At 71.1% G+C, this 25,474-nt stretch carries 26 protein-coding genes; 18 read left to right on the forward strand and 8 right to left on the reverse strand.

The genetic code is table 11. From position 1 onward, the window contains the following. Both ABD151_RS12745 and ABD151_RS12750 read right to left on the reverse strand, forming a co-directional pair. Positions 1-950 (reverse strand): class I adenylate-forming enzyme family protein (locus tag ABD151_RS12745; protein ID WP_343994902.1); only part of this gene is annotated, 950 nt, incomplete at its 3' end. Then, positions 947-1,705 carry an SDR family NAD(P)-dependent oxidoreductase gene (locus ABD151_RS12750; protein ID WP_343994904.1) on the reverse strand — a complete coding sequence of 253 codons (759 nt, stop codon included), beginning with the start codon at positions 1,703-1,705 and terminating at the stop codon, positions 947-949. The genes ABD151_RS12750 and ABD151_RS12745, both read right to left, overlap by 4 nt. A 154-nt stretch (positions 1,706-1,859) precedes the next feature. Between ABD151_RS12750 and ABD151_RS12755 the strand changes: the two genes are divergently transcribed. The 4 genes from ABD151_RS12755 (at position 1,860) to ABD151_RS12770 (ending at position 6,533) form a co-directional block, all read left to right on the forward strand. Continuing rightward, the gene (locus ABD151_RS12755; RefSeq protein ID WP_343994906.1) at positions 1,860-2,579 is read left to right on the forward strand and encodes an SDR family NAD(P)-dependent oxidoreductase; all 720 of its coding nucleotides are present in this window, start codon (positions 1,860-1,862) and stop codon (positions 2,577-2,579) included. A 19-nt stretch (positions 2,580-2,598) separates the two neighbouring features. Beyond that, a complete protein-coding gene (locus ABD151_RS12760; RefSeq protein WP_343994908.1) occupies positions 2,599-3,378 on the forward strand; it encodes a TSUP family transporter in 780 nt (259 codons plus the stop codon). Positions 3,379-3,464: 86 nt separating this feature from the next. After that, positions 3,465-4,928: an HNH endonuclease signature motif containing protein gene (locus tag ABD151_RS12765; RefSeq protein ID WP_343994910.1), complete on the forward strand. Its 1,464-nt coding sequence runs from the start codon at positions 3,465-3,467 to the stop codon at positions 4,926-4,928. 168 nt (positions 4,929-5,096) lie between these two features. Continuing rightward, positions 5,097-6,533, forward strand: coding sequence for an MFS transporter (locus ABD151_RS12770; protein WP_343994912.1), 1,437 nt, complete (start codon positions 5,097-5,099; stop codon positions 6,531-6,533). On the opposite strand, the gene ABD151_RS12775 is transcribed toward ABD151_RS12770, so the two are convergent. Beyond that, positions 6,490-7,086: a TetR/AcrR family transcriptional regulator gene (locus tag ABD151_RS12775; RefSeq protein WP_343994914.1), complete on the reverse strand. Its 597-nt coding sequence runs from the start codon at positions 7,084-7,086 to the stop codon at positions 6,490-6,492. The genes ABD151_RS12770 and ABD151_RS12775 overlap by 44 nt on opposite strands. 114 nt (positions 7,087-7,200) lie before the next feature. Between ABD151_RS12775 and ABD151_RS12780 the strand changes: the two genes are divergently transcribed. The 9 genes from ABD151_RS12780 (at position 7,201) to ABD151_RS12820 (ending at position 15,113) form a co-directional block, all read left to right on the forward strand. Then, positions 7,201-8,361 carry an acyl-CoA dehydrogenase family protein gene (locus tag ABD151_RS12780; RefSeq protein WP_343994916.1) on the forward strand — a complete coding sequence of 387 codons (1,161 nt, stop codon included), beginning with the start codon at positions 7,201-7,203 and terminating at the stop codon, positions 8,359-8,361. After that, positions 8,361-9,347 carry a bifunctional MaoC family dehydratase N-terminal/OB-fold nucleic acid binding domain-containing protein gene (locus ABD151_RS12785; RefSeq protein WP_343994919.1) on the forward strand — a complete coding sequence of 329 codons (987 nt, stop codon included), beginning with the start codon at positions 8,361-8,363 and terminating at the stop codon, positions 9,345-9,347. The genes ABD151_RS12780 and ABD151_RS12785 overlap by 1 nt, the downstream gene beginning before the upstream one ends. Next, positions 9,347-10,477, forward strand: coding sequence for an acyl-CoA dehydrogenase family protein (locus tag ABD151_RS12790; protein WP_343994921.1), 1,131 nt, complete (start codon positions 9,347-9,349; stop codon positions 10,475-10,477). Before ABD151_RS12785 ends, ABD151_RS12790 begins: the two co-directional genes overlap by 1 nt. Next, positions 10,474-10,899 carry a MaoC family dehydratase gene (locus ABD151_RS12795; protein ID WP_343994923.1) on the forward strand — a complete coding sequence of 142 codons (426 nt, stop codon included), beginning with the start codon at positions 10,474-10,476 and terminating at the stop codon, positions 10,897-10,899. Before ABD151_RS12790 ends, ABD151_RS12795 begins: the two co-directional genes overlap by 4 nt. Beyond that, positions 10,896-12,068 (forward strand): lipid-transfer protein, encoded by a 1,173-nt coding sequence (locus tag ABD151_RS12800; RefSeq protein WP_343994925.1) that lies wholly within the window; start codon positions 10,896-10,898, stop codon positions 12,066-12,068. The genes ABD151_RS12795 and ABD151_RS12800 overlap by 4 nt, the downstream gene beginning before the upstream one ends. A 127-nt stretch (positions 12,069-12,195) precedes the next feature. Continuing rightward, positions 12,196-12,966, forward strand: a complete 771-nt coding sequence (locus tag ABD151_RS12805; protein WP_343994927.1) for a hypothetical protein — start codon at positions 12,196-12,198, stop codon at positions 12,964-12,966. Between the two features lie 147 nt (positions 12,967-13,113). Then, entirely contained in the window at positions 13,114-13,728 is a 615-nt protein-coding gene (locus ABD151_RS12810) for a hypothetical protein (RefSeq protein ID WP_343994929.1), read from the forward strand. Between the two features lie 75 nt (positions 13,729-13,803). Then, positions 13,804-14,292, forward strand: coding sequence for a nuclear transport factor 2 family protein (locus ABD151_RS12815; protein WP_343994931.1), 489 nt, complete (start codon positions 13,804-13,806; stop codon positions 14,290-14,292). Then, a complete protein-coding gene (locus ABD151_RS12820; protein WP_343994933.1) occupies positions 14,292-15,113 on the forward strand; it encodes an SDR family NAD(P)-dependent oxidoreductase in 822 nt (273 codons plus the stop codon). The genes ABD151_RS12815 and ABD151_RS12820 overlap by 1 nt, the downstream gene beginning before the upstream one ends. Positions 15,114-15,118: 5 nt before the next feature. On the opposite strand, the gene ABD151_RS12825 is transcribed toward ABD151_RS12820, so the two are convergent. Next, positions 15,119-16,141 carry a hypothetical protein gene (locus tag ABD151_RS12825; RefSeq protein WP_343994935.1) on the reverse strand — a complete coding sequence of 341 codons (1,023 nt, stop codon included), beginning with the start codon at positions 16,139-16,141 and terminating at the stop codon, positions 15,119-15,121. 143 nt (positions 16,142-16,284) lie between these two features. On the opposite strand from ABD151_RS12825, the gene ABD151_RS12830 reads away from it, so the two are divergent. Beyond that, positions 16,285-16,629, forward strand: a complete 345-nt coding sequence (locus tag ABD151_RS12830) for a DUF2200 domain-containing protein (RefSeq protein WP_343994937.1) — start codon at positions 16,285-16,287, stop codon at positions 16,627-16,629. A gap of 5 nt (positions 16,630-16,634) precedes the next feature. Here the strand turns inward: ABD151_RS12830 and ABD151_RS12835 are convergent, their stop codons facing one another. Both ABD151_RS12835 and ABD151_RS12840 read right to left on the reverse strand, forming a co-directional pair. Next, entirely contained in the window at positions 16,635-17,972 is a 1,338-nt protein-coding gene (locus tag ABD151_RS12835) for an MFS transporter (protein ID WP_343994939.1), read from the reverse strand. Further along, positions 17,969-18,922: an alcohol dehydrogenase catalytic domain-containing protein gene (locus tag ABD151_RS12840; protein WP_343994940.1), complete on the reverse strand. Its 954-nt coding sequence runs from the start codon at positions 18,920-18,922 to the stop codon at positions 17,969-17,971. The genes ABD151_RS12835 and ABD151_RS12840 overlap by 4 nt, the downstream gene beginning before the upstream one ends. Positions 18,923-18,958: 36 nt before the next feature. Between ABD151_RS12840 and soxR the strand changes: the two genes are divergently transcribed. The 4 genes from soxR to ABD151_RS12860 all read left to right on the forward strand — a co-directional run bounded on the left by soxR (position 18,959) and on the right by ABD151_RS12860 (position 21,649). Continuing rightward, complete coding sequence (soxR, locus tag ABD151_RS12845) at positions 18,959-19,426, forward strand: redox-sensitive transcriptional activator SoxR (protein WP_343994942.1); 468 nt, start codon at positions 18,959-18,961, stop codon at positions 19,424-19,426. A gap of 49 nt (positions 19,427-19,475) precedes the next feature. After that, positions 19,476-19,823, forward strand: a complete 348-nt coding sequence (locus tag ABD151_RS12850) for an EthD domain-containing protein (protein ID WP_343994944.1) — start codon at positions 19,476-19,478, stop codon at positions 19,821-19,823. A gap of 67 nt (positions 19,824-19,890) precedes the next feature. Further along, positions 19,891-20,877, forward strand: coding sequence for a calcium/sodium antiporter (locus tag ABD151_RS12855; protein WP_343994946.1), 987 nt, complete (start codon positions 19,891-19,893; stop codon positions 20,875-20,877). A gap of 28 nt (positions 20,878-20,905) precedes the next feature. After that, positions 20,906-21,649 (forward strand): SDR family NAD(P)-dependent oxidoreductase, encoded by a 744-nt coding sequence (locus ABD151_RS12860; RefSeq protein WP_343994948.1) that lies wholly within the window; start codon positions 20,906-20,908, stop codon positions 21,647-21,649. A gap of 5 nt (positions 21,650-21,654) precedes the next feature. On the opposite strand, the gene ABD151_RS12865 is transcribed toward ABD151_RS12860, so the two are convergent. Beyond that, positions 21,655-23,394 carry an alpha/beta hydrolase gene (locus ABD151_RS12865; RefSeq protein WP_343994950.1) on the reverse strand — a complete coding sequence of 580 codons (1,740 nt, stop codon included), beginning with the start codon at positions 23,392-23,394 and terminating at the stop codon, positions 21,655-21,657. Between the two features lie 60 nt (positions 23,395-23,454). Continuing rightward, on the reverse strand, positions 23,455-25,437 hold the full coding sequence (locus ABD151_RS12870) for an MFS transporter (RefSeq protein ID WP_343994952.1): 1,983 nt from the start codon (positions 25,435-25,437) through the stop codon (positions 23,455-23,457). Positions 25,438-25,474: the final 37 nt, after the last annotated feature.

Here is a 25,474-nt window from a genome sequence, read left to right on the forward strand (position 1 = left end):
CGGACGTCGTCGTCGGCGCGCCCGATGGCACCGGGATGCTCCACGGCATCGCTGCCGGTGATCCGCAACCCGCCCTGCTCCTCGGTGCCGCCGTACCACTCGATCACCCGGTCGGGCCCGAGCCAGGAGAGCCAGTGCTGCTTGAGCCAGGAGGGCCAGGGCGCGCCGGTGCTGAAGAGGAGCCGGATGCTGGAGAGGTCCGCGGCCTGCCGCTCGAGCTCCGGCAGGCGCCAGATCCGGTGCGTCATGGTGGGCACCAGGAAGGCCCAGGTGACGCGGTGCCGCTCGATCAGAGCGAGGGTCTCGGAGGCGTCGAAGCGTGGGGTGATCAGCACGGTGCCGCCGGTCAGCAGTCCCGCCGTCGCGAAGATGAACGGGCCCTGGTGGTAGAGCGGGCCAGGGACCAGGACGACGTCGTCGCCGGTGATCGTGTACCGGGCGACCTCGGGATCGACGAGGGCAGGAACCCCGGCCATGATCAGCTTCGGCAGACCGGTGCTGCCGCCCGAGCCGATCACCTTCCACGGCTGGTCGCCGGTCGGGGCCGGCAGTGCCCGCGTCTCGCGGTGGGCCGCGGACGCCAGGTCCCCGGGCGTCAGGCCGGGCCAGGCGGGGTGCGGCTCGCCGATCACCACTGCCGGCCTCGCCAACCCCAGCAGGGCATCGCGCTCGCGGTCCGGCAGGTGCGCGGCCAGGGGGAAGGGGATCGCGTCGAGGCGCCAGGCCGCGAACGCCGCGACAAGGAAGTCGATGCTGTTGGGCAGCGCGATCGCCACCACGTCACTCGCGCCGACGCCCGCGTCGGCGAGGTGGCAGGCGGCGAGGTCGACCGCGGCCTGGAGCTGCGGGTAGGTCAACGCGTCGTCGCCGCAGCGGATCGCAACGCGTTCCGGGTGGCGACGGGCGTGCTCGGCGAGCACGCTGCCCATCGGGATCAGGGGGTCGCTCATCGTCCGAAGACCGTTCCTCCGTTGAGATGGATCACTTGGGCGTTGACCAGGCCACCGGCCTCGGAGGCGAGCCAGACGCAGGCCTCGCCGACCTCCTGCGGGCGACCCAGCCGGCCGATCGGGACGCCCCGGATCAGCCGGTCGACAGCCGGGTCGCCGGCCCTGCCGACGCCCTCCATCAGGCCGAGAGCCAGCGAGTTGGCGGTGATGCCCTCGGGGCCGTACTCGACGCCCAAGTGGCGGATCAGCGCCTCGCCTCCGGCCTTGGCGGCGCCGTAGGCCGCCACGCCGATCGCCAGCCCTCGCGAGGAGGCGCCCGACGAGATCTGGATGATCCGGCCCCAGCCGCGCTCCGCCTGGCCGGGAATCACCAGCTGGGCAAGGCGCATCAGTGCGGCGAGGTTGAGGTCGATCTGGAGCTGCCAGTCCTCGGGCGGCATCTGGGCGAACCGGTTGGGACGACCGCCGCCGGGCGGGACGCCGGCGTTGTTGACCAGGATGTCGATCTCCAGGTCGCCGACGGCGGTCTGCGCGGCGTCCGCGTCGGTGACGTCGAAGGCGAGTCCGAACGCGTCTCCACCGGCGTCACGGATCTCGGCGGCGACGGCGTCCGCGCGGGTGGGTGCCAGGTCGTTCACCGCGACCGTGGCTCCGGCAGCGGCGAGGCAGGAGGCGATGCCACGACCCACCCCCTGGCCGGCACCGGTGACGAGTGCCAAGCGGCCCTCGAGTGGACGCGCGGCGTGGGGCTCCATGACTGTCTCCTCAGGTGTCGGGGTGGGGCCGATGATGCTCGGTCCGCCCCTGGGCGCCGCCGCACATTCCCGTCTGACGGGAGCGTGACCGGGGCCACTAGGGTCGTCCCGTTGGTGGGAGAGGCCTTATGGGGCTTGGGCGAAGGGTGCGGAGATGGGTGAGCCGCTGGTGCGGTTGGACGGCAAGGTCGCGTTGGTGACCGGTGCCGCGGCAGGTCAGGGTGCCGCGGAGGCGCGGCTGCTCGCTGAGCTCGGGGCGTCCGTGGTGCCGACCGACATCGATGCCGAGGGCGTGCAGGCGATCGGTGCCGAGCTGGGAGTGCGCGCCTACCGGCTCGACACGTCGTCGTCCGCGCAGTGGCGCGAGGTGGTGGACGCGGTGGTCGCCGAGCACGGGCGGATCGACGTGCTGGTCAACAACGCCGGGATCCTGCGCAGCGCGGAGCTGGCCGACTGGGCGGAGGAGACGCTGCGCCTGGTGCTCGACGTCAACCTGCTCGGGCCGATGCTCGGGATGCAGACGGTGGCGGCGGTGATGCCGCGTGGCGGCTCGATCGTCAACGTCTCCTCGACGGCGGGAGTTCGCGGCTATCCGGGTGCGCTGCCGTACTCGGCGTCCAAGTGGGGGCTGCGCGGTGCGAGCCGCTCGGCGGCACTGGACCTCGCCCCGCAAGGGATCCGGGTCAACTGCGTCTGCCCGGGCGCGGTGGAGACGCCGATGGTCGCCGACCGCAGCTCCGACTTCAGTCACCTGCCGATCCCGCGCCGGGGGAGTGCCGAGGAGATCGCCTCGATGGTCGCCTTCCTGGCGTCGCCGGCGAGCTCGTATGCGACAGGGGCCGACTTCGTGGTGGACGGCGGGGCCACTGCCTGACCAACTAGATTGGAGGCCGATGGATGAGCTGAGTCTGGGGGTCGTCGCCCTGCTTCTCCTGGCCGCGTTCGCGGCCGGCTTCGTCGACGCCGTGGTCGGCGGTGGCGGGCTGGTGCAGCTGCCTGCACTGCTGCTGGGGGTGCCCGGCGCGTCGCCGGTGCAGATCCTGGCCACCAACAAGCTGGCGTCGATCTGCGGGACGGCGACCAGTGCGGCCACCTACTACCGCCGGCTGCGGCCCGATCCGCGGACCTTCGTGCCGATGATGCTGCTGGCGTTGACCGGAGCGTTCGTCGGGGCCTTGGGGGCGAGAATGATCCCCAAGGAGGCGTTCACGCCGATCGTGCTGGCGGCGTTGATCGTGGTCGGCGCCTACGTGCTGCTGCGCCCGGACCTGGGGGAGCGCACCGAGCTGCGCTTCGACGGGCACCGGCACGTGGCGGCGGCAATGGCGGTCGGCTTCGTGATCGGTGCCTACGACGGCATCCTGGGGCCCGGCACTGGCAGCTTCTTCGTGATCGCCCTGGTGGGCCTGCTCGGCTACGACTTCCTGCAAGCCTCCGCGAAGGCCAAGCTCGCCAACTTCGCCACCAACCTCGGCGCGCTGCTGCTCTTCATCCCGACCGGCGCAGTGATGTGGAAGCTCGGCCTGCTGATGGGCGCCGGCAACCTGCTCGGCGGCTACCTCGGCGCCCGCACCGCCGTCGCCCGCGGCGCCGGCTTCGTGCGGGTCTTCTTCATCGTCGTGGTGGGTGCGTTCATCGTGCGGCTGGGCGGGGAGGTCGTGGGGGTGTGGTGAGCGTTCGGAGTGCCGCGCCGCCCTTCTGATCGTGCTCCGCCGTGCGGGCGGATGGTTGTGTCGGAGGGTCCTGATGGACTGTTCTCATGATCGAGATCGACGCCACGCACACTCCGTATGAGGTCACGGACCTCGACGCGGGGTGCTTGCTTGCGGTGATCTCCGAAGGGTGTCACTCGGCGCTGGTGCTGGGGCGTCAGCAACTGCGGCTCGCGCATCAGTGGTGTGTGGTCAACCCTGTGGTGGACGGCGGTTCGGCGGCTTCGTGGTGTGACGACGCCGCGTTCGCGTCTCTTGATCTGGATGACTTCCTCGGTGGCGAGGGCACTCCTGCGGTGGCTGCGTTCGCGGCCGAGGAGTTCGCGGCCGCATCAGGCATCTCCCGGTATGCCGCGCTCTCCCTGTTGGCCGATGCGTTGGACCTCCATCACCGCCTCCCGTTGCTGTGGGCGCAGGTCGAGCTGCTGGAGGTGCCCGGCTGGAAGGCACGCCGGGTCGCGGAGCTCACCCGCAAGCTCTCCCGTGAAGCGGCCGCCTGGTTCGACCAGACCCTCGCGGACGGCGAACGCTACGGCTGGCCCACCATCGAACGTACCCTGGCGATGGCGGTGGCGAAGTTCCATCCGGAGTTGATCCGCGACAAGACCGGGCCGCTCACCAAGGCCGACTGGGACGTCAGCCTGAACCACCGCTACGGCCCGGATGGTTCCGCCTCGGGCACGTCGACGCTCGACGTGGTGGGCGACAGCCTCGATCTCGCCCGGTTCCACGACCTCGTGTGCGACGAGGCCGAGAAGTTGAAGCGCGCCGGTGACACCGACACCCTCGGGCAGCGGAAGGCCAAGGCACTCGGCAGCATCGCGGAGGCGCAAGGGACGCTGGACTACGAAGGTTCCGATGGTCTCGACCAGCGCGACCAGCGCGACCAGCGCGACCAGCGCGACCAGCGGGGTGGCGCCGGTGTCGACCAGCGCGATGGCGTCGGTGTCGACCAGCGCGATGGCGTCGGTGTCGACCAGCGGGGGCCTCGACGGGCGCGACCTGGCCGCGGCCTACGCGTCTTCGTGCACACCACCCTCGCCGACCTCTTCGGCACAGACGCCCTCGCCCTCGCCGACACCGACCGCCTCGGCCCCGTCCTCATCGAGCAGCTCACCGACTGGCTGAAACGCCACGGGTCCATCGCCTCGATCACCCCGGTCATCGACCTCAACCGCACCGGCACCGTCGACCGCCACGACCCACCCGCCTGGATGGCCGAGCAGGTCCGGCTCAGAGACCCGCACTGCGTCTTCCCGCACTGCACCCGCTCATCCGCAGACGCGGACCTCGACCACATCGCCCCCTACGACACGGGGCCCAACGAACTACGCGGCCCACCCGGACAGACAAACCCCGAGAACCTCGCCCCGTTGTGCAGACGTCACCACCTGGCGAAGACCTTCGCCGGCTGGAGGTATCGCCGCAACCGAGACGGCACCTACACCTGGCACAACAGACACGGCCACACCTGGCTGGTCACCGCCCTCGGCACGATCCAACTCGACTGAGCGACAGCACCACCGCCACCTCCGGCAGCCACCCCGGTCGCCGAAGGCTTCGGCGCGCCAGCGAGCTGCCCCGCCCCGTCCCAACTTCTCGTGCCAACTGACGGGATCTGCCCGTCACGGCAGCCGCCGTCGCCGGATACTGCCAAGCGGCCCAGGAGAAGGAGCACGATGACCACCAGCGCGCGCAGCCGAACCGGACGGCTCTATGTCGGTCTGGTCGTGATGGCCACCATCACCGGCATGGTCGGCAGCCTGGGCGCGCCCCTGGTGCCCGCGGTCGCGGAGCATGAGGACGTCTCGCTCCGCCTCGCGCAATGGTCCCTGACCGCCACCCTCCTGGTCGGCGCGGTGGCCACCCCGTTGATCGGTGGTCTCGGCACCGGCCGTCGTCGCCGGCCCGTCCTGCTCGCCGTCCTCGGCCTGGTCGGGATCGGCTGCCTGCTGGCGGCCCTGCCGCTCGGCTTCTGGGGCGTCCTGGTGGGTCGCGCGCTGATGGGCATCGGGTTCGGGATCAACCCGCTCGCGATCGCCGTGGCACGCGACGCGATCCCTGTCGAGCGGCAGCGCTCGGCGCTGGCGATGATCTCGCTCTCCACCGTGCTCAGCGCCGGCCTGGGCTTCCCGGTCTCGGCGCTGCTGGCCGACCTGGTCGGCGTCAAGGGCGCCTTCATGGTGGTCGCCACGATGATCTGTGCGACGTTCCTGATGGCTGCCGTCACCGTGCCCGAGGCCTCGAGCGTCGAGACCCGCGACGTCGACTGGACCGGCGCGCTGCTGATCGGCGGCGGCACGCTCGGCGTGCTGCTCGCGATCACCCAGGTCTCCCAACACGGCGTCGGCTCACCGCACGTGTGGGTGCCCGCCTCGATCGGCGGCCTGGTGCTGGTCGCCGCTGTCCTCTGGCTGCTGCGCCGCCGGATCCCGCTGGTCGACCTGCGCCTCGCGGTCAGCCCCGGCGTGCTCGGCGCGAACATCGCGGCCTTCCTCGGCGGCGTGGGGATGTACCTGATCATGGTCACCACGCTGGTCCTGGTCCAAGCCGATCCGCAGGCCAGCGGTGGCCTCGGTCAGTCGGTGACCGTCGGCGGTCTGATGATGGTTCCCTACGCGCTGACCAGCGTGGTCGGTGCTCGCTTCGCGCTCTGGGTGGCTGAGCGGATGAGCCCTGATCTCCTGCTCCCGTTGGGATGTGTCGGCTTCGCGCTGGCCAACCTGTCGCTGTGGGCCGCGCACGACGAGCTGTGGCAGGTGGTGGTGGCGATGGGCATCGGCGGGATCGGCGCCGGCATGACCTTCAACGCGATCCCGTGGCTGATGGCCCGTTTCGTGCCGCTCGAGCAGACGGCCAGCGCGATCGGCTTCAACGTGGTGCTGCGCTTCATCGGGTTCTCGATCGGCAGCGCGCTCTCCGCGATGCTGCTGCTTCAGTTCTCCGGTGGCGCCGACCACCCGGTCGAGCGAGGCTTCCAGATCTCGTCGCTGGTCGGCGTCGGTGTCTCGCTGGTGGGCGCGGTGCTCTGCCTGGCGCTGGCCGGACCTGCCAGGCGCCGGGCCGCCGCGGTCACGGCAGCAGTCGCGCCGTCGCCTCTTCCAGAATCTGGCTGACCTCTTCGGGGTTGCGTCCCGACGCGACCCCGATCATCGCGCCGAGGAACATCATCGAGAGCATCCGGGTGGCGCTCTCGATCTGCTCGGGGGAGTGCTCGGAGCCGGCCAGCGTCTCGCCGATCCAGGCTGCCTGCTCGGGGCCGAACCCGACCACGCCGTCCTCGTCGGCCCAGTCGGGCGCGCTCGCCACGTAGCCGCGGTAGAGGGCCTGGTACAGCAGCGGCTTCTCGCCCGCCTCGCGCAGGATCCTGGCGAAGACGACGCCGAGTCGCTCGGCCGGCGTCGCGCCCTGCGGCGGCCGGGCCCGGAACGCCTCGGTGGAGCGCTCACCCAGGGACATCAGCGCCTCCATCAGCAGCTGGTCCTTCGAGCTCGCGTGCTGGTAGGCGGTCGGCACCGACACCCCGGCCGCAGCCGCGACCTGGCGGATCCCGACCGCCTCGTAGCCGCCATCGGTGGCCAACTCGATCACGGTGGCGATCAGCTTCTCGCGGGTCGCCGCACGAGCAGGCGAGAGGACGCGCTGCACGACGCGGTGGCGACTGGTCATGGGGAGCACCCTATACGGCGGAGTATCCCTTCGGATAGACGAGCGGTTGACACATGTCTACTCACCTGACAATCTGACGCTCAACGCCTCTTCCGGCCGCGAACAAGGAGTGTCATGGAACTGCGTGAGACCCCCGCTCAACAGGCACTGCGCCTGGAGCTGCGGGAATACTTCGCCCAACTGCTGCCCGACGACGAGCGCCGCGCTGTCGGCGAGCTCGGCGCCGGAGGCCCGCGCTTCCGCGAGGTCGTCAAGATGATGGGCCGCGACGGCTGGCTCGGCGTCGGCTGGCCCCAGGAGTACGGCGGCCGCGGCCTGGGCGCCGAGGAGCAGTTCATCTTCTACGACGAGATCCAGCGCGCCGGCGTGCCGTTCCCGCTGGTCACGATCAACACCGTCGGCCCGACGCTGATGCAGTTCGGCACCGAGGAGCAGAAGAAGAAGTACCTGCCCGGCATGCTGACCGGCGACATCGTCTTCGCCATCGGCTACACCGAGTCCGACGCCGGCACCGACCTCGCCTCGCTCAAGACGCGTGCGGTCGCGGACGGCGACGACTTCGTCGTCAACGGCTCGAAGATCTTCACCACCGGCGGCAACACCTCCGACTACGTGTGGCTGGCCTGTCGGACCGACCCCGAGGCCCCCAAGCACAAGGGCATCTCGATCCTGATCGTCCCCTGCGACGACCCCGGCTACTCGCACAGCCAGATCAAGTCGGTCGGCGGCATCCACCCCTGCGCCACCTACTACCAGGACATCCGCGTCTCCAAGAGCGAGGTCGTCGGCGAGGTCAACGGCGGCTGGAGCCTGATCACCGCGCAGCTCAACCACGAGCGCGTCGCGCTGGCCGCCCTCGGCGGCCGGATGATCCAGCTCTGGGAGCAGACGCTGGAGTGGGCCAAGGAGACCGGCGTCATCGACAAGCCGTGGGTCCAGCAGGAGTTCGCCCGCACCCACGCCAAGCTCGAGGCGATGCGCCTGGTCAACTGGAAGCTCGCCGCCGCGGTGGGCGACCACAGCCTGCGCGGTGAGCAGGCCGGCGCCGCCAAGGCGTACGGCACCGAGACCCACATCGACCTGCAGCGCACCCTGTTCCAGATCCTGGGCGCCGCCGGCCGGATCCGCGCCGGCTCCACCGGTGCGGTGCTGCACGCCCAGGTCGAGCAGCTCTCGCGCCAGGGCCTGGTCAACACCTTCGGTGGCGGCGTCAACGAGGTCCTGCGCGACATGATCGCCACCATGGGCCTGGGCATGCCGAGGGGGAAGCGCTGATGAGCGAGCACGCATCCAACGGGCACAGCTACGAGGACCGCCTGGCCGCCTTCGTCGGCCGGGTGATCAACGCCAAGACCCCGGCGCAGGACCCGGTCAACGTGCCGATGATCCGGCACTGGGTGGAGGCATTCGACCTCACCAACCCCGCCCACCTCGACGCCGAGGCTGCCGCGGCCACCGGGCGTGACGCCGTCGTCGCCCCGGCCTCGATGGTCCAGGCCTGGGTGATGCGCGGCTACGCCAAGACGGTCCGCCCGGTCGCCGACAGCGGCGCCGGCGCCGGATTCGCCGAGCTGGTCGAGCTGCTCGCCGAGGGTGGCTACACCTCGGTCGTGGCCACCGACTCCGAGTTCGAGTTCGAGCGCGAGCTGGTCCCCGGTGACGACATCACCATCGAGGAGGTCGTCTCCGCGATCGGTCCCGAGAAGGAGACCGGTCTCGGCACCGGACGCTTCGTGACCACGGTGAAGACCTACCGCGACGCCGACGACCAGGTCGTCGCCACCCAGACCTGGCGCACCCTGCGGTTCAAGCCGAAGGCGAAGGCCGAGGCCCCCGCCGAGGAGAAGCCGAAGGCGCTGCGTCCGCGTCCGGCGATCAACCTCGACAACCAGTTCTGGTTCGACGCCGCCAAGGAGCACCGCCTGGTGATCCAGCGCTGCGCCTCGTGCGCCGAGCTGCGTCACCCGGTCGGTCCGCAGTGCCCGAAGTGCCAGTCGTTCGAGTGGGACACCGTCGACGCCTCGGGCAACGCCACCCTGTACTCGTTCACCGTGGCGCACCACCCCAAGCACCCGGCGTTCGACTACCCGCTGGTGATCGCGGTGGTCGAGCTCGAGGAGGGCACCCGCCTGATCACGAACCTCGCCGGCGTCAGCCCCGAGGCCGCGACGATCGGGATGGCCCTGACCCTCGACTGGATCGACGCCGACGACGACCTGACCCTGCCGGTCTTCCGCGCTGCAGCAACCGAGGAGAACTGATGGACTTCAACCTTGACGAGGACCTCCAGGCCCTGGGCGGCCTGGCGGCCGAGATCTTCGACGGCAAGGCCGACACCGACCGGGTGCGCGCGATCGAGGTCTCCGAGACCCGCATCGACGACGTCCTGTGGCAGTCGCTGGCCCAGGCCGGCCTGCTCGGCCTGACCATCGCCGAGGAGCACGGCGGCGCCGGTCTCGGCTTCGACGCGCTCGCTGTGGTGCTCGAGGAGCAGGGCCGCCACGTGGCCCCGGTCCCGCTGTGGTCGGCCGCCGTCGCGGCCGAGGCGATCGCCCGCTTCGGCACCGCCGAGCAGCAGGCTGCGTTGCTGCCGGGCACCGCTGCCGGCGAGAGCCGGATCGCGCTCGCGCTCGAGGAGTACGACGGCGCCGAGACGACGGCGCCGCTCACCGCCGCCACCGGTGACGGCGACGGCTACCGCCTCACCGGCGTCAAGGCCGTGGTGCCGAGCCTGGCCGGAGCCCAGCACGTGCTGGTCTCCGCGACCGCGCCGAACGGTGCCGGTCTCTTCCTGGTCGAGCTCGCCGCCGACGGCGTCGCTGTGGCCACCTCGGAGACCACCACCTACGACCTGGCCGGCGAGCTCACCCTCGACGGCGCCCCGGCCGTGGCCGTGGGCCAGCCGGGCGACCAGGCCCTCGCGGTCACCCTGCGCCTCGGCGCGATCGCCCTGGCCGCGGTCCAGGTCGGGGTCACCGACGGTGCGATGCGCCTGGCCGCGTCCTACCTCTCCGAGCGTGAGCAGTTCGGGCGTCCGCTCGGCTCGTTCCAGGCCGTCCAGCACCAGCTGGCCGACTGCTGGATCGACATCGACGGGATGCGGGTGACGATGTGGCAGGCGCTCGCCGCCGACGCCGACGACACCCTGGGCACCGACGAGCTGCGTGCCGCCGAGCGCTCCGCGCTGGTGGCGAAGTGGTGGTGCGACCAGGCCGGGCTCGACGTCGTGCACCGCACCCAGCACGTGCACGGTGGCATGGGCATCGACACCGACTACGCCGTGCACCGTCACTTCCTGTGGGGCAAGCAGATCTCCTCGACGCTGGGTGGCGCCTCGGCGGCCCTGGCCACCCTGGGCACGCTGCTGAGCGAGACGGAGGTCCGCTCATGAGCATCAGCGCCACCAAGCGGGCGGCTGAGGTCACCGTGGGCGAGCAGCTCCCCGAGCTGCCGATCCCGCTGACCCGGACGATGATCGTGGCCACCGCGATCGCCAGCCGTGACTACCAGGACGTCCACCATGACCCGGCGCTGGCCGTGGAGCGTGGCTCCAAGGACATCTTCATGAACATTCTTGCCAGCAACGGGTTCGTGGAGAAGTACGTCGTGGAGTGGGCCGGTCCGGCCGCCGTCGTGAAGAAGATCAAGGTGCGCCTCGGCGCGCCGAACTTCCCGGGCGACACGATGACGATGACCGGCTCGGTCACCGCCGTCGAGGGCCGCCGGGTCACCGTCGAGGTCAAGGGCATGAACAGCTACGGGCCGCACGCGAGCGGCTTCGTCGTCGTCGAGCTTCCGGAGGAGAGCGCATGAGCGGGTTGTCTGGCGCGGCTGCGATCGTCGGCATCGGCGCGACCGAGTTCTCCAAGGAGTCCGGCCGCTCCGAGCTCCAGCTCGGCTGTGAGGCAGTGACCGCCGCCATCGCCGATGCCGGGCTCAAGCCCAGCGACGTCGACGGCCTGGTCACCTTCACCGCCGAGTCCAGCTCGGAGATCCACATCGCTCGCAACGTGGGCATCGGTGACTTCACCTTCTTCTCGCGCGTCGGCTACGGCGGCGGCGCGGCGGCAGGCACCGTCGCGCACGCGGCTGCGGCGATCCACGCCGGCCTTGCCGACGTGGTGGTCTGCTGGCGCTCCTTCAACGAGCGCTCGGGGGAGCGGTACGGCCTCGGCCAGGCCAACCGCCCGATGGACACCAACGCCGACCGGGCCGCCTACTCGTGGATGACGCCGTTCGGCCTCTCCACCCCGGCACAGTGGGTGGCGATGTTCGCGCAGCGCTACATGCACGAGTACGGCGCCACCTCCGAGGACTTCGGTCGCGTCTCGGTGCTGTCGCGGGCCCGTGCCGCCACCAACCCGGCAGCGCACTTCTACGGCCGCCCGATCACGCTTGAGGAGCACCAGGCCTCGCGCTGGATCGCGGAGCCGCTGCATCTGCTCGACTGCTGCCAGGAGACCGACGGCGGCCAGGCGATCGTGCTGGTCTCGGCGGAGCGTGCCAAGGACCTGCCCAACAAGCCGGTCCACGTGGTCGGCGCGTCGCAGGCGGCCGGCGAGGACCAGCACATGATGACCTCGTACTACCGCGACTCGATCTCGGGCATCCCCGAGATGGGCCTGGTCGGCGACCAGCTGTGGGCGCAGAGCGGACTCACGGCCGCCGACATGGACGCCGCGATCATCTACGACCACTTCACGCCCTTCGTGCTCTCGCAGCTGGAGGAGCTCGGCTTCTGTGGTCGTGGCGAGGCGCCTGACTTCATCAAGTCCGGTGCGCTCGACATCGACGGCGCGGTGCCGATGAACACCCACGGTGGCCAGCTCGGCGAGGCCTACCTGCACGGCATGAACGGCATCGCCGAGGCGGTGCGGTTGATCCGCGGCACCTCGGTGAACCAGCCGAAGACCGTGGAGAACGTGGTGGTCACCGCCGGCACCGGCGTGCCCACCTCGGGTCTGGTGCTCGGCGCCCGCTGAGACGCCGTCCGCTGAACGAGCGAACAGGGGCAGGCCGCCAGGCCTGCCCCTGTTGGCGTTCTGCGACGGAGTGCCAGCGAGTGGGAGCAGGTCACACCTGCATCGCACGGTGCTCGATGCTGAGGCCATGCGCCTGGAGCAATGCCGCCGAGTCTTCTTCTCGTTCCCGCAGGTCACCGACCCTGCCAAGCACCCGGACTACAACGCCTGGCACCAGCTCGACCACCAGCCGGAGAACCGTGCCCTGCCGGGCGTCCTGCACGGCGACCGCTGGGTGCGCACACCTGCCGACCGGGCGGCGTCGGGCGCGCAGGGTGAGCCGAGTGCTGACGCCCGCGCCCTGGAGGCGGCCGACTACGTGGCCATGTACTGGTTCGCGGACCCCGTGGCCGACAGCGTCGGGGAGTGGCTGGAGCTCGGCCGCACGACCGGCGAGCTCGGACGCCGTCCCGACCTGGAGTGGACGACGCGACGCCTGACCGGCTTCTTCCGCCCGTTGGAGGGGCGGGTCGCTGACGGCGTGGAGATCAGCGCCTCGGCGCTGCCGTTCCGGATCCATGCCGGCGTGATCGTCGAGGTGGTGCGGGTGGCGGAGCCCAGCACCGCAGGCGCCGACGCCGCGTTGCGTGCCTGGCACCGCGAGCACCTGGCGGCGGTGCGCCGTCAGCCTGGGGTGGCCGGCACCTGGACCTTCGCCAGCCGCGACGTCACGATCACCGACGTGGAGCCCGTGCGCAGCAAGCGGGCCGGCGAGTACCTGGTGGCGCTTCACTTCTGCGAGAGCGCCCCGGCCGACGTCCTGGCTGCGGTCCGTGCGCCGGCGCTCGACGGCCTGACCTCGGTCCTGCGCACGCCGGTCTCCACGATCACGCCGTTCGCGTGGGACTGGTTCGCCTGAGGCAGGAAATCTCAAACCTCTGCCGCGGGCGCCCTGAGCAGCCGCCGGTATAGACCTGCTGTTGCATTCAGCAACTAACGCCCACCGGTCGACGTCCGGAGCGGCTAGGCTCCGCGGTTCATGACGACTGTTCGAGGAGTGAGTGCAATGGGTGCACGTAGGAAGTTCGTGGGGATCGCCGCGGCGTCGATGCTGGTGCTGACTGGCGCGATGGGCACGGCCCAGGCTGCGCCGGCCACGGTGACGAACAAGAACCTGCCGACCATGGCGGAGGTCGTCAAGGCGGTGCCGCAACTGAAGGGCGGTGTGGCCTCCAAGGAGAAGAGCCGGACCTACGACGGCCCCGGCAAGAAGTGCACGGGTTCGAAGAAGACGAAGGCGGACGCCGGCCGGATGGCTGTGTACATGCCGGACTTCGAGGCCGAGGTCATGCAGGACACCTTCGTCATGGTGCACACGCTCAAGTTCGCGAACAAGGCCAAGGCGAAGGCGATCATCGCCGACGTCAAGCGGTACGCGAAGCGCTGCTCCGGCAAGGTCTACGACGGCGCCAAGTCCAGCAAGCTCACGTTGCCGAAGATCGGCGACGAGCGGGCCGGACTCGCGATGCACATGAAGGGCGAGGGCCCTGAGATGCGCGCGAACCTGGTGGTCACCCGCAAGGGCCGCACGCTGGTCCAGGTCATCCAGATGGGCGGCGACAAGCCGGCCAAGAGCCAGACCGTCGCCGTCGCGAAGGTCGCCCTCAAGCGCTCTCGTTGATGGATCGATGAAAACGGCCGCCGCCTGCTGGGATTCCTCCCCGCCGGCGGCGGCCGAGTCGTTACCGTGGCTCGCGTGGACGACGAACTGAAGGATCGCCTGGCGCGGCTCGAGGCGGTCACCGAGATCACTGCTCTCAAGCATCGCTACCTGCGGGCCTGCGATGCGAAGCGCCCCGACGAGTTCCGGAACTGCTTCGTGGCCGAGGGTGCGGTCCTCGACTACGGTCCGCTGGGCGCCTTCACCGGGGTCGAGCCGATCGCGGCGATCTTCGAGCGGGTCGCGCTGCGCAAGGTCGACGGGCGCCACGTCATCTTCGACATGCACCACGCCGTGCACCCCGACATCACCGTGCTGGACGCCGACAACGCCCGCGGCGATTGGACCCTGCGGTTCCGTCAGGTCAACACCGAGGCCGGCACCGAGCAGGTCAGCTCGATCGAGTACCGCGACACCTATCGCCGAGAGAGCGACGGCTGGCGGATCGCGTCGAGCAAGGTCGAGGTGCTCTGGTCGATGACCACCCCGCTGCCCGAGGGCTACCAGATCCAGGAGTCGTACTGATGGGTGCACAGGTCGCAGTGGTCACCGGCGGCAGCCGCGGCGTCGGCGAGGGCATCGCCGTCGGGCTGGCTGAGGCCGGGTGGACGGTCCACGTCTCCGGGCGCAACACCGAGCGCCTGGCGCGCACCGTGGACCGGATCGCGGAGGCCGGGGGTCGTGGCGTCGCGCACGAGGTCGACCACGCCGACGACGCCGCCGTCCAGGCGCTGGTGACGGGAGTGGCCGAGGCCGAGGGACGCCTCGACCTGCTGGTGAACAACGTCTGGGCGGGTCCGCGGCTGAACCACGCGAACCCGGAGCCGTTGTGGGAACGCCCGCTGAGCGACTGGGACTCGCTGATCGGGATCGGCCTGCGCGCGCACTACGTGGCGCTGCACGCGGCCGCGCCGATCATGGTCGGCCAGGGTGCCGGCACGATCGTCAACATCACCTCGGTCGGCACCCGTGCCTACCTGCACTCCACGCTGTACGGCATCTCCAAGGCGGGCCTCGACAAGCTCACCCACGACGCCGCCCTGGAGCTGCGCCAGCATGGCGTCAACGTGGTCTCGCTGTGGCCGGGCCTGGTCCGTACCGAGCTGCTGCTCAAGAGCGGACTCGACAACATCGCCGGCGTCCCGATCAGCGACACCGAGACCCCGGAGCTGCAGGGCCGCGTGCTGGCCCGGCTCGTCGCCGACGAGGCGCTGCCCACGCTCAGCGGACAGGCCCTGCTCACCGCCGAGCTCGCCGATCAGTACGGCATCGAGGAGCCCGGCGGCAAGCCGATCTCGCCGCGGCTGATGTTCGGGGGAGGCCCGATCTTCCCGCCGCTGGCGTGAGCTGACTAGGCCGTGCAGGCCAGGTAGCTGGCCTTGGTGGTGAGCCTCTTCCCGCTCTCGAGCGTGACCAGCGCTTCGATCCGGGCGGCCTTGTTGTCGGCGATCTTGAGGCTGGTGGCCTTGCCCTTCGTGACCTTCTTGCCCTTGAGCGTGGCGACCTTCTTGCCGTTCACCTTGTAGGTGATGGTGCTGATCCGCTTGGCGCGCTTGGCGTTGCCGGTCACCTTGGCAGTGGCGTTGTGGGTCGCGCAGCTGCGGGCAGCCGGCAGGCTCACGTAGGGCTTGGCCTTGCCGCTGGGCTTGGCGCCGGCGCTGCCGGCGGGAGCGAACGTGAGCGAGATGCTCGCCTTCCCCGCGCGTGCGGACGTCGCGTTGCCTCTCGCCCGGGCCTCCGCCTCGAGGTACCCGTTGTAGTCGCCCGGCTGCAGCAGATAGCGGCCGGTCGTGGTTCCGTCGAGGTCTCGCCCGTAGACGTCGAAGAACGGGTCGGAGTCATCGAGATAGAGGTAGATCTCCGAGTACATCGGGCCCTTGCGTGCCATCGAGTAGGTCACCCAGGTCGGCTCGGCCAGGGTGAAGGCGAAGTCCGTGTCCGCGCCTGCGTAGGTCACCGGGGTGCAGGCGGAGGTCGGCTTGCTCGTGGTCCTGCTGGCCGTCCCGCTGGCGTCGAGGGTCATCGAGGTGGGCCGGTCGCCGACGGCTGTCGCCTTGGCCTTCGCCGAGATCTTCGCGGTCTGGGTGACGGTGTCGGTCGCGTCCCCGGTCGCCGCATAGGCGGCGGTGGCGGTGACGGTGGTGCTTGCAGCCGGACCGTTCGCCGTCATCGGCACGGTGACCGGATCGTCGATCGCCGGACTGGTCTGGGTGCAGGAGCCGACGGAGAGGTAGCTTCCGGCGAAGGGGTCGAGCTCGAGCTCGCTGAAGGCAACGGCGTGCACGGGAGTGAGCGTGCTGGCAAGGAGCGCGACGCTCGCCGTGGCTGCGCCACCGGCGAAGGTGAGCGTGCGAAGTCTGGTGCGGGAGGTCATACGGATTTCCTTCGGCTGGTCACCCGAGAGACGAATTGGACGTCTAGGACGCTAGCGGCGGGTTCGGCGCGGCGGGGGCAAACGCACAATTTCTCGAGCCGCCATGGCCGTCGGGGCGGCCAACAGCCGGATACGCTCGCCCCATGCAGCACCGCATCTTCACCACCAGCGTCGCCTCCGTGTACCCGCACTACGTCACGAAGGTGGAGAGGAAGGGCCGCAGCAAGGCCGAGCTGGACGCCGTGATCACCTGGCTCACCGGCTTCGACGCCGACGCCCTGGCCCGGCACCTGGACGCGGAGACGACCTTCGAGGAGTTCTTCGCCGCGGCCGACCTGAACCCGAACGCCGCTCTGATCAAGGGCGTCGTCTGCGGGGTCCGGGTGGAGGGCGTCGAGGACCCGTTGATGCAGCAGATCCGCTACCTCGACAAGCTCGTCGACGAGCTCGCCAAGGGCAAGGCGCTCGACGTCGTCCTGCGCTCCTGACGGCGTCACCCCAGCTTGCGAGCCGGCACCAGCGCCAGCGCGGCGAGGGCGGCGGCGGCCAGCACCAGTCCGGTGCCGGCGGCCACCGGGGCGGACTGGGCGAAGCCGGCGAAGATCACGCCGCCCACGGCGATGAAGCCCGCCATGCTCAGGTAGTCGTTGGTCTGCAGAGCCGAGGAGGTGCGCCCCTCCTCGCCCTCGCGCGCGGTCGCCAACGCCAGCACCGAGAGCGTGGAGAAGGCCATCCCGATGCCCAGCCCAGCGACACCCCAGGACGCCATCGCCACGACGAGCGGAACGACGGGCAGTGAGACGGTCGCGAATCCGAAGAGCCCGACGGCGACCAGTGCGGCACCGATCCGCACCCGCCCCGGCTGGTCGGAGAGCACGCTCCACCGGGCAGCCAGGACGGCGCCCGCGGACCAGGTGACGGCGCCGATGGTCAGCACCCAGCCCGCCTCGGTCAGGCTGAGTCCGCGCTCCAGCGTCAGCAGCAGCGGCAGGTAGACCTCGGCCGCCGCGAAGGCGGTGCCGATCGCGGCCCGGGACAGCAGGACGGCGGGAAGCCCGGATGCGAGCCGCCAGAAGCCGGGCGGGAGCAGACGCCGTCCGCCCAGCAGGATCGCCATCACGCCGAGTGCGACCAGCACCGGCCACCAGGCGACCACCCGCTGCCCGGCCAACGAGAGCAGCAGCGTGCCGCCGGCCGCGAGCCAGGCGAAGCGCAACGGCACCCGGCCCGGCTCGAGGGCACTGGGGCGCGACGGTGCGTCGGCGACCAGCAGCCAGGCCGCGAAGGCGAGTGCGGGCACGCCGAGGAAGACCCAACGCCAGCCGACCACGTCCGCGACCTGGGCGGCGAGCAGCGGGCCGACCAGCGCGGGCAGCACCCAGGCGGTGGTCAGCACCGCGAAGACCCGGGGCCGCATCGTCTCCGGGTAGGCCTGGGCGATCAACACGTAGAGGGCCACGCCCAGGACGCCGCCGCCGTAGCCGTGCACCAGCCTGCCCGCGACGAAGAGCGGCATCGTCGGTGCGGCGCCGGCCAGCACCACGCCGAGCGCGAAGACGGCCAGCCCGCGCCGCATCACCGGCCCGGGCCCGAGGCGATCGGCGGCCGGGCCGGCCCACGCCAGCGCGACGATCGACGCCGCCAGCGGGCCGGCGAACGCCACCGGGTACCAGCTCAACCCGTCCAGCTCGTCTGCCACCTGCGGCATCACCGTCGAGACCGCGAGCGCCTCGAAGGCGAAGAGGAAGGCCAGGGAGAAGACGCCGATCGTGGTGCGTCCGTAGCGACCGCGCCACGGCGACTGACGCGCGACGTCGACCAGCGCGCTCACGCGCCGACCACCAGGACGACCTTGCCGATGCTCTCTCGCGCCTCGATCGCACGGTGCGCGTCGGCGGCGTCGCGCAGCGCGAAGGTGCTGCCCACCAGGGGCACCCGCTCCCCGGACGCGGCCGCGGCGAGCGCCGCGCGCTCGAACTCGGCGAGACGGCTCATGATCGGCGGGCCGAGCACCTCGATGACGCGTCGCTGTGGGTCGTCGTAGGCGTTGCCCTCCTCGCCGAACCATCCGTAGCGGACCAGCCTGCCGCCGGACGACAACTGCCGGTACAAGGTCTCGCCGATGGTTCCGCCCACCCCGTCGAGGACCACCGTGTAGGGCCCGTGATCGCTCACGCTCTGCGACCAGTCGGCGCGCTGATGGTCGATGGCGACCGCACCGAGCGACTCCACGATCGCGGCCTTCTCGGCACCGCCGGCGATGCCGACCGCAGAGGCGCCGGCAGCGCGGATGCCCTGCAGCAGAAGCGCTCCCAGCCCTCCGGCCGCCGAGGTCACTGCGACGACGTCGTCGGGGGAGAGGGCGGCGAACTCCAGGATCGCCGAGGCCGTACGGCCGGTTCCGATGGCGGCCACCGCTGCGGCAGCGTCCAGTCCCTCCGGGATCGGGTACGCGCGCTCGGCCGCGACGACGGCCTGTTCGGCGTATCCGCCGCCACCCATTCCGAGGTGCGCGACCACGCGTCGTCCGATCCAGGACTTGTCGACGCCCTCGCCGACGCGATCCACGGTGCCGGCGACCTCACGTCCGGGAATGACCGGCAGGTCGGGAGCCGGGCCGAGACCGAAGGCCGCGCCGGAGCGGATAGAGGTGTCGAGGACGTGGACGCCGGCGGCCTCGACGGCGATCCGGATCTGTCCGGGGGAGGGGGTGAGGTCGGCGAGCTGCTCGAAGCGCAGGACGTCGGCTGGGCCGAAGGAGTGATGTCTGATCGCGTGCATGGTCTGATCGAACTACCTCAACTAAGGTTGAGGTCAATGTCTGTCGAGCGCCGACTTGCGGCACACAACCTGATGCCCGGCGAGGTGGCCCGCCGAGCGGGCGTCGCCGTCTCCGCGCTGCACTTCTACGAGCGCGAGGGCCTGATCGCCAGCACCCGCAACGCGGGCAACCAGCGCCGCTACCACCGCGACGTGCTGCGCAGGATCGGCTTCATCCGCGCGGCACAGGGTGTCGGCATCTCGTTGGCGGAGATCAGGACCGCCCTGGCCACCCTGCCCGACGAGCGGACGCCGACCAAGGCGGACTGGTCGAAGCTCTCCCGCGCCTGGCGGGGCACCTTGGACGCGCGGATCGCGCGGCTGGAGCGACTGCGCGACACCCTCGACGACTGCATCGGCTGCGGGTGCCTGTCGATGAAGTCCTGCCAGCTCGCCAACCCCGACGACGAGCTCTCCGAGGCAGGCGACGGCCCGGTGCGGCTGCTCGGTCGCTCATCCCATTGAGTCGTCGCACTGCGCTAGGGCCGGCGAGACCTGCGCCACACTGGCCAGTGTGGCCAAGCTGATCGCACTCTTCACTCGCAAGCCGGACTCGTCGCGGGCTGAGTTCCGTGACTACTACGAGCACCAGCACGCGCCGTTCACCACCAGCCTGTTCGGACATCTGTGGACGAGCTACACCCGCAACTACCTGGCCGAGGACGGCTCCGGTCCGGACGTCGTCACCGAGATCGTCTTCCACGACGACGCCGCGATGCAGGAGATGTTCGCGATCACCCAGCGTGACCCGGCGATCCGCGACGCGATCTTCGCCGACGAGGCAGCGTTCATGGACCGCTCGGTGACCCGGATGTTCCTCAGCACCGAGGCGTCGAGCACCGAGCTCCCCGGCCCGGCGTAGCGCGAACGCCCGCACCTGGCGCCCGGGTGTGGTTTGCTGAGCGAGCGAGCGAGGCGGGGAGGCAGCGATGGCGTGGGTGATCCTGGCCGCAGGCCTGGCCCTGCTGGTGATCGGCGCCGAGTTCGTGGTGCGTCAAGGCTCCGCCCTGGCGGCCCGCCTCAAGGTCAGCCCGATCGTGGTCGGGATGACGGTGGTGGCCCTGGGCACCAGCCTGCCGGAGCTGGCGATCGGCCTGAACGCGGCATCCCAGGGGCGCGGTGAGCTCGCGGTCGGCAACATCGTCGGCACCAACCTGGTCAACATCCTGCTGATCCTCGGGCTCGCCGCACTGCTGCGTCCGATCGAGTTCGACTCCCGCACGCTGCGGGTGGACCTGCCGATGATGGTCGGCGCAGCGGTGGTGATGGCGGCGCTCGCGCTCGACGGCGAGCTCAGCACCACCGACGGCGTGCTGCTCACCGGGTACGGCATCCTCTACCTCGGCGTGGTGCTGGTGCTCAGTGCCCGCGAGAGCCGGCGGACCGCGGCGGCCCCGGTCTCGGGGGCCGCGGCGAACCCGCGCGGCACCGGCGCACCGCTGCACCCGGCCTCACCACGCGTCAGCGTCGAGCTCCTGCTCCTGCTGGCGGGGCTGGCCCTGGTGCTGGTCGGCTCGGAGCTCCTGGTCGACGGAGCCGTGGAGATCGCCTCGGCGATCGGGGCCAGCGACGCCTTCATCGGCCTGACGGTGGTGGCGATCGGCACCTCCGCACCCGAGCTGGCGACGGCGATCGTCGCCACGATTCGTGGCGACCGCTCCCTGGCCCTGGGGAACCTGATCGGATCGAGCGTCTTCAACATCGCGCTGATCCTCGGACCGACCGTCATCGCGGCACCCGGTGCGGTGCCGGTCCCGGACGAGCTGATCGCCGTCGACCTGCTGCTGATGCTGGGCGCGGCTGCCGTCTGCATCCCCGCGTTCTGGAGCCACCGGCGCCTCGGGCGCGTTGAAGGTGGCCTCTTCGTCGCCGCGTACGGCGGCTACCTCGCCTGGCTGTTGGCCACCCGCCTCTGAGCGCAGAGCGGCCTGGTTGACTCGGGGCATGGATCTTGGACTGAAGGGCGCGGGAGCGCTGGTCACCGGCGGAAACCGCGGCATCGGCAGGGCCAGCGCGGCGGCGCTGGTGCGCGAGGGCGCGCAGGTGGTGCTGCTGGGCCGCGACGTCGCGAGTCTGGAGGCTGCCGCAGCCGAGCTCGGCGCTGCCGGCTACGTCGTCGCCGACACCACCGACGACCATGCCGTCGCTGCCGCGGTCCAGCGGGCTGCCGAGCTGCTCGGCAGGATCGACGTGGTGGTGAACTGCGCCGCGCCGCGGGCGCTGCCCGGCGCGCCGACCGGGCTGGCCGGCACCGACACCGAGGAGGTGCTCCGCAACGTCGACACCAAGGTGCTGGGCTATCTCCGCGTGGTCCGGGCGGCGGCGCCGTTCCTGCGCCGCGCCGGGGGAGCGGTGGTGAACATCAGCGGGGTGAACGCCCGCACCACCGGCAACATCGGCGGCTCGGTGCGCAACATCGGCGACGTCGCCCTCACCAAGAACCTCGCCGACGAGCTCGGGCCGGACGGCATCAGCGTGACCTGCGTGCATCCCGGCCTCACCGTCACCGAGCGCAACGACGGCGACGCCGACTATGCCCGGGCGGCCGCCGTCAACGCGCTCGGCGTCGCGCAGAGCGCCGCGGACGTCGCGGATCTGGTCGTCTTCCTGGCATCGCCACGGGGCCGGGTCGCCAACGGCGCGGTGATCACCGCGGACGGTGGGCGCCCCGGCCCGATCTGGGCCTGATCGGCTCAGTCGCCCTCGCGAGGCTCCGCAGCCGCGAGGGCGGCGGTGTCGTCGGCGGTCCATCCCGGCGGCGGGAGGATCGCCGCCCACGCCCAGACCGGCTCCTTGCCGAAGCGGTGCCCTTGGCCGGCCGGCACCTCGTTGGCCATCATCTGATCGGCCCCCAGTTGGAGCATGGTGACGAAGGGGATCCAGCGCATGTCGGGGGAGACTCCGGGCGCGGTCGGCTCCTCGAGCCAGTCCGGCCGGTGCAGGGCGAGCGACCAGTTCCACCAGGTGATCGGGTCGTTGGCGTGCTGCAGGTAGCCCACCCGGGTTCCGGTCCAGTCGGCGCTCGGCGCCTCCCAGTCGGTGGGGTCGCCGGCGAAGCGCACGATCTCGCCCTTGCCGTAGACCGGCGCCATCTCGGTGCTGCCGGCGTCACGCTCCTCGGTGAACCGGCTCCACAGCTCGTTGGCGTTGGTCGGGCCGACGAACAGCGCGCCGTCGATCCGGTTCGCCATGTCCTGCTCGCCGCTGAACGCGGCCTCCCCGCCGAAGCTGCCCAGGCTCTCGCCGCTGACCACCAGCTTCGGCCGGCTCTCCTCGGGAAGCGCCAGCCACTTGCCGAAGACGGCGTCGAAGAGCAGCCGGCCGGCGTCCTTGGCCCGGCTGCGGTCGACCAGGAACGAGATCGGGCTGGGCAGGTAGGAGTACTGCATGCTGACCGTGGCGGTGTCGCCGTTCCACATGTACTCCAGGGCCTGTGCCTGGTCCTCGTTGACCCAGCCCCGGCCGGTTCCGGTCACCACATTGACCACCTCCCGGTCGAAGCCACCGAGTCGCTCGAGCTCGTCGGCAGCGAGGACCGCCTGCTCACGCAGGTCGATGTCGCCGTCGGTGCCGATCCCGACGTAGGCACGCACCGGCTCGACGGCCGGGCGCTGTGAGAACCGGGTGATCTCCTCGGCGCTGGGACGGTTGCTGATGAAGACCCGGCCCTGGCGACCGAGCTTGTCCCACTCCACCTGCGAGCCCGGGCCCGCGGAGACGTACGGGTTCTCCGGGGCCGGGCGATCGGCGCGGAACTCGTCGTTGACCGCGACCGCGGCGGCATCGAGCGAGGAGAGGATCCGCGAGGTGGCGACGTCGACGAGGAGCGTGTAGCCGACGAACGCCGTCAGCGCGACGCCGATCAGGGTCGCCACCGGAGCCGGCACGAAGCGTCCGACGCCGCGGGCGATCCAGGCGAACCCGGCCTTGACGGCGCGGGAGATCGCGATCAGCAGCACGAACAGGACCAGCGCGACCAGCAGCGTGACGACGATGGCGCCCGCCCCCTGGTGGTCCATGCCGACCAGGTCGCGCAGCTCGTTCTCCCACTCGTAGTACCACCAGAGCATGAGCACCGAGCCGAGCGCCCCGCCGCCGGCCAGCGCGCGCCAGCAGTTGCGGCGCAGATCGCCGACCAGCCGGCCACCGGAGCGGCGGACCGCCCAGCCGAGCAGGGCACCGAGGCCGTAGCCGGCCCAGGCCGCGACCGCGACCACCACGCCTTGCAGGGGAGAGCTGCGCGGCAGCATCGACGGCGTCAGCGCGGCCCAGGCACCGAGCAGGGCCATCGCGCTCGCCACGATCGGCGCCCGCAGCTGGCGCTGCAGCCCGGTCGCCAGTCGCCGTCCGCGCGACGGGGTCGGCGCGGACTCCTCATCGGGGGCCGGGGTCGCTGTGCTGGCGTGCATCGGGTCGTGCCCTCCCTGGGTCATTCGGAAGACTTTACCGGCGGTTTGTCCGGTTTGGCCGACCAGGAGCCGGCAGTGGACGGCTCAGGCCAGCGGCGTGCCGAGACGCAGGTCGACGCTGCGGGCGTACTCCCACACCGTCACCGGGCGCGCGCCGAGTGCACCCTCGCGCGAGGAGACGGTGAGCACGTAGCGGCCGTTGGTGGGGCGGGGGATCAGGTACCGGCCCTCGTGGTCGGTGCGGATCGTGTCGACGACCTCGCCCGTGGCCCGGGTCAGCACCACCAGGGCATCGACCACCGGCTCGTCCTCGGCGTCGGTGATCACGCCGGAGAGGGTGTAGCGCTGGCGCAGCACGATCGGTGGCAGCGGGTGGCTGTCGTCGAGGTCCATCACCCACGAGCGTGGCTGCCAGCCCTCGGCAGCGGTGACCACCAGGTAGTCGCCCGGGCGCGGGATCGCCGCATTGAAGCGACCCTCGGAGTCGGCCTGGCCCCAGTCGATCGCGACGCCGTCCGGGGTGAGCACGGTGACCACGGCATTGCGGATCGGGTCGCCGTCCGCGGAGACGACCCGGCCACGCACGACCCGGGTCTCCGCCCCGATCTGCTCGGTGCCGGCACGGTCCCACTCCTCGGAGAACGCGCGCATCCGCAGGGTCGGCAATCCGATCGCGGTGGCGCACAGCGAGGCGCCGGCGGCCAGCCACAGGGCCAGCGTGAGGGCGTCCTTGCTGGGCGCCATCGCCTCGCCCACCATGATCGCCGACGCCGAGGCGACGGCCGCGGTGACGGCGCTCGCCGTCGAGGTGCCGACCGAGCGCAGCAGGACGTTGAGGCCGTTGGCCGAGGCGGTCTCGGTGACGGGAACGGCGCGCATGATCAGGGTCGGCAGGGCGCCGTACGCCAAGGCGGTGCCGACTCCGACGATCACCGAGCCGAAGACGATCTGGAACAGGTCGTCGCTGAGGAAGACCCGCGCCGCGTAGGCGGCGGTCATCAGGGCGGTGCCGACGAGCAGGGTGAGCTGCGGGCTGTAGCGACGCGTCATCCACGCCGAGACCGGCGCCATCAGGCCGAAGGCCGCGGCGTTCGGCACCATCCACCAGCCGGTCTCGAGTACGTCGAGGCCCAGGCCGTAGCCGGTCGCCTCGGGCATCTGCAGGAACTGGGTGGTGACCAGCATGTTGGTGAACATCGCGAAGCCGGCGAAGACGGAGACGATGTTGACCACCATCACCGGCGCACGGGCGGCGACCCGGATGTCGACCAGGGGGCTGGGGGTGCGCAGCTCCAGGGGGATCCAGATGCCGATCAGCGCGAGGCCGAGTGCGGTGAGCCCGAGGGTGGTCGCGGAGGTCCAGCCCCACATGGAGCCCTTGGAGACGGCCAGCAGCAGGGCGGTCAGTGCTGCCGACAGCAGGATCGCCCCGCGCAGGTCGAAGGTGCCGCGGGTGCGCACCGGCGATTCGGGGAGCACAGCGATCGCGGTCACCAGCAGCAGCGCTGCGACGATCGCGGTGAGCCAGAAGATGGCGTGCCAGTCGAGGTGGTTGGCGATCAGTCCGGCCAGGGGCAGCCCGATGCCGGCGCCTACGGCCAGGGTCGCGCTCATGATCGCGACGCCGAGCGGCACCTTCTCGCGGGGCAGCTCGTCGCGCATGATCGCGATCGCGACCGGCACCAGGGCGAGCCCGACGCCCTGGAGCGCGCGGGCGGCGATCAGCAGCGGCAGGAGCTCGCTGATCGCGCCGAGCAGGGAGCCCGCCAGGGAGATCACCAGGGCGGTCACCATCATCCGGCGCTTGCCGTACATGTCGGCGAGGCGGGAGACGGTCGGGGTCGCGACCGCGCCCGCGAGCAGGGTGGCGGTGACCAGCCAGGAGGCGCTGTCGGTCGAGGTGTCCAGCAGCTTGGGCAGCTCGGGAAGCAGGGGGAGCAGGAGGGTCTGCTGCAGCGAGACGACGATGCCGCACAGCGACAGCACGAAGACGATCGTGTTCGGGCTCGGCCGCCTGCGTTCGGGGACCGGGGCAACCTGGGCCGTACTGGTGGCGCTGGCGTTCACCGCATCTTCTCCTGAGCGGACGTGACAGACGCACGCC

The sequence above is a fragment of the Nocardioides dubius genome (genome assembly GCF_039528155.1).
Classification (GTDB): domain Bacteria; phylum Actinomycetota; class Actinomycetes; order Propionibacteriales; family Nocardioidaceae; genus Nocardioides; species Nocardioides dubius.

Coding starts and splice junctions, on each gene's coding strand:
- ABD151_RS12805 (WP_343994927.1), top strand. CDS start 12,196: ATGCGCCTGGAGCAATGCCGCCGAGTCTTCTTCTCGTTCCCGCAGGTC.
- ABD151_RS12855 (WP_343994946.1), top strand. CDS start 19,891: ATGGCGTGGGTGATCCTGGCCGCAGGCCTGGCCCTGCTGGTGATCGGC.
- ABD151_RS12790 (WP_343994921.1), top strand. CDS start 9,347: ATGGACTTCAACCTTGACGAGGACCTCCAGGCCCTGGGCGGCCTGGCG.
- ABD151_RS12755 (WP_343994906.1), top strand. CDS start 1,860: ATGGGTGAGCCGCTGGTGCGGTTGGACGGCAAGGTCGCGTTGGTGACC.
- ABD151_RS12770 (WP_343994912.1), top strand. CDS start 5,097: ATGACCACCAGCGCGCGCAGCCGAACCGGACGGCTCTATGTCGGTCTG.
- ABD151_RS12750 (WP_343994904.1), bottom strand. CDS start 1,705: ATGGAGCCCCACGCCGCGCGTCCACTCGAGGGCCGCTTGGCACTCGTC.
- ABD151_RS12795 (WP_343994923.1), top strand. CDS start 10,474: ATGAGCATCAGCGCCACCAAGCGGGCGGCTGAGGTCACCGTGGGCGAG.
- ABD151_RS12785 (WP_343994919.1), top strand. CDS start 8,361: ATGAGCGAGCACGCATCCAACGGGCACAGCTACGAGGACCGCCTGGCC.
- ABD151_RS12830 (WP_343994937.1), top strand. CDS start 16,285: ATGCAGCACCGCATCTTCACCACCAGCGTCGCCTCCGTGTACCCGCAC.
- ABD151_RS12775 (WP_343994914.1), bottom strand. CDS start 7,086: ATGACCAGTCGCCACCGCGTCGTGCAGCGCGTCCTCTCGCCTGCTCGT.
- ABD151_RS12860 (WP_343994948.1), top strand. CDS start 20,906: ATGGATCTTGGACTGAAGGGCGCGGGAGCGCTGGTCACCGGCGGAAAC.
- ABD151_RS12865 (WP_343994950.1), bottom strand. CDS start 23,394: ATGACCCAGGGAGGGCACGACCCGATGCACGCCAGCACAGCGACCCCG.
- ABD151_RS12810 (WP_343994929.1), top strand. CDS start 13,114: ATGGGTGCACGTAGGAAGTTCGTGGGGATCGCCGCGGCGTCGATGCTG.
- ABD151_RS12820 (WP_343994933.1), top strand. CDS start 14,292: ATGGGTGCACAGGTCGCAGTGGTCACCGGCGGCAGCCGCGGCGTCGGC.
- ABD151_RS12760 (WP_343994908.1), top strand. CDS start 2,599: ATGGATGAGCTGAGTCTGGGGGTCGTCGCCCTGCTTCTCCTGGCCGCG.
- ABD151_RS12765 (WP_343994910.1), top strand. CDS start 3,465: ATGATCGAGATCGACGCCACGCACACTCCGTATGAGGTCACGGACCTC.
- soxR (WP_343994942.1), top strand. CDS start 18,959: ATGTCTGTCGAGCGCCGACTTGCGGCACACAACCTGATGCCCGGCGAG.
- ABD151_RS12800 (WP_343994925.1), top strand. CDS start 10,896: ATGAGCGGGTTGTCTGGCGCGGCTGCGATCGTCGGCATCGGCGCGACC.
- ABD151_RS12840 (WP_343994940.1), bottom strand. CDS start 18,922: ATGCACGCGATCAGACATCACTCCTTCGGCCCAGCCGACGTCCTGCGC.
- ABD151_RS12780 (WP_343994916.1), top strand. CDS start 7,201: ATGGAACTGCGTGAGACCCCCGCTCAACAGGCACTGCGCCTGGAGCTG.
- ABD151_RS12825 (WP_343994935.1), bottom strand. CDS start 16,141: ATGACCTCCCGCACCAGACTTCGCACGCTCACCTTCGCCGGTGGCGCA.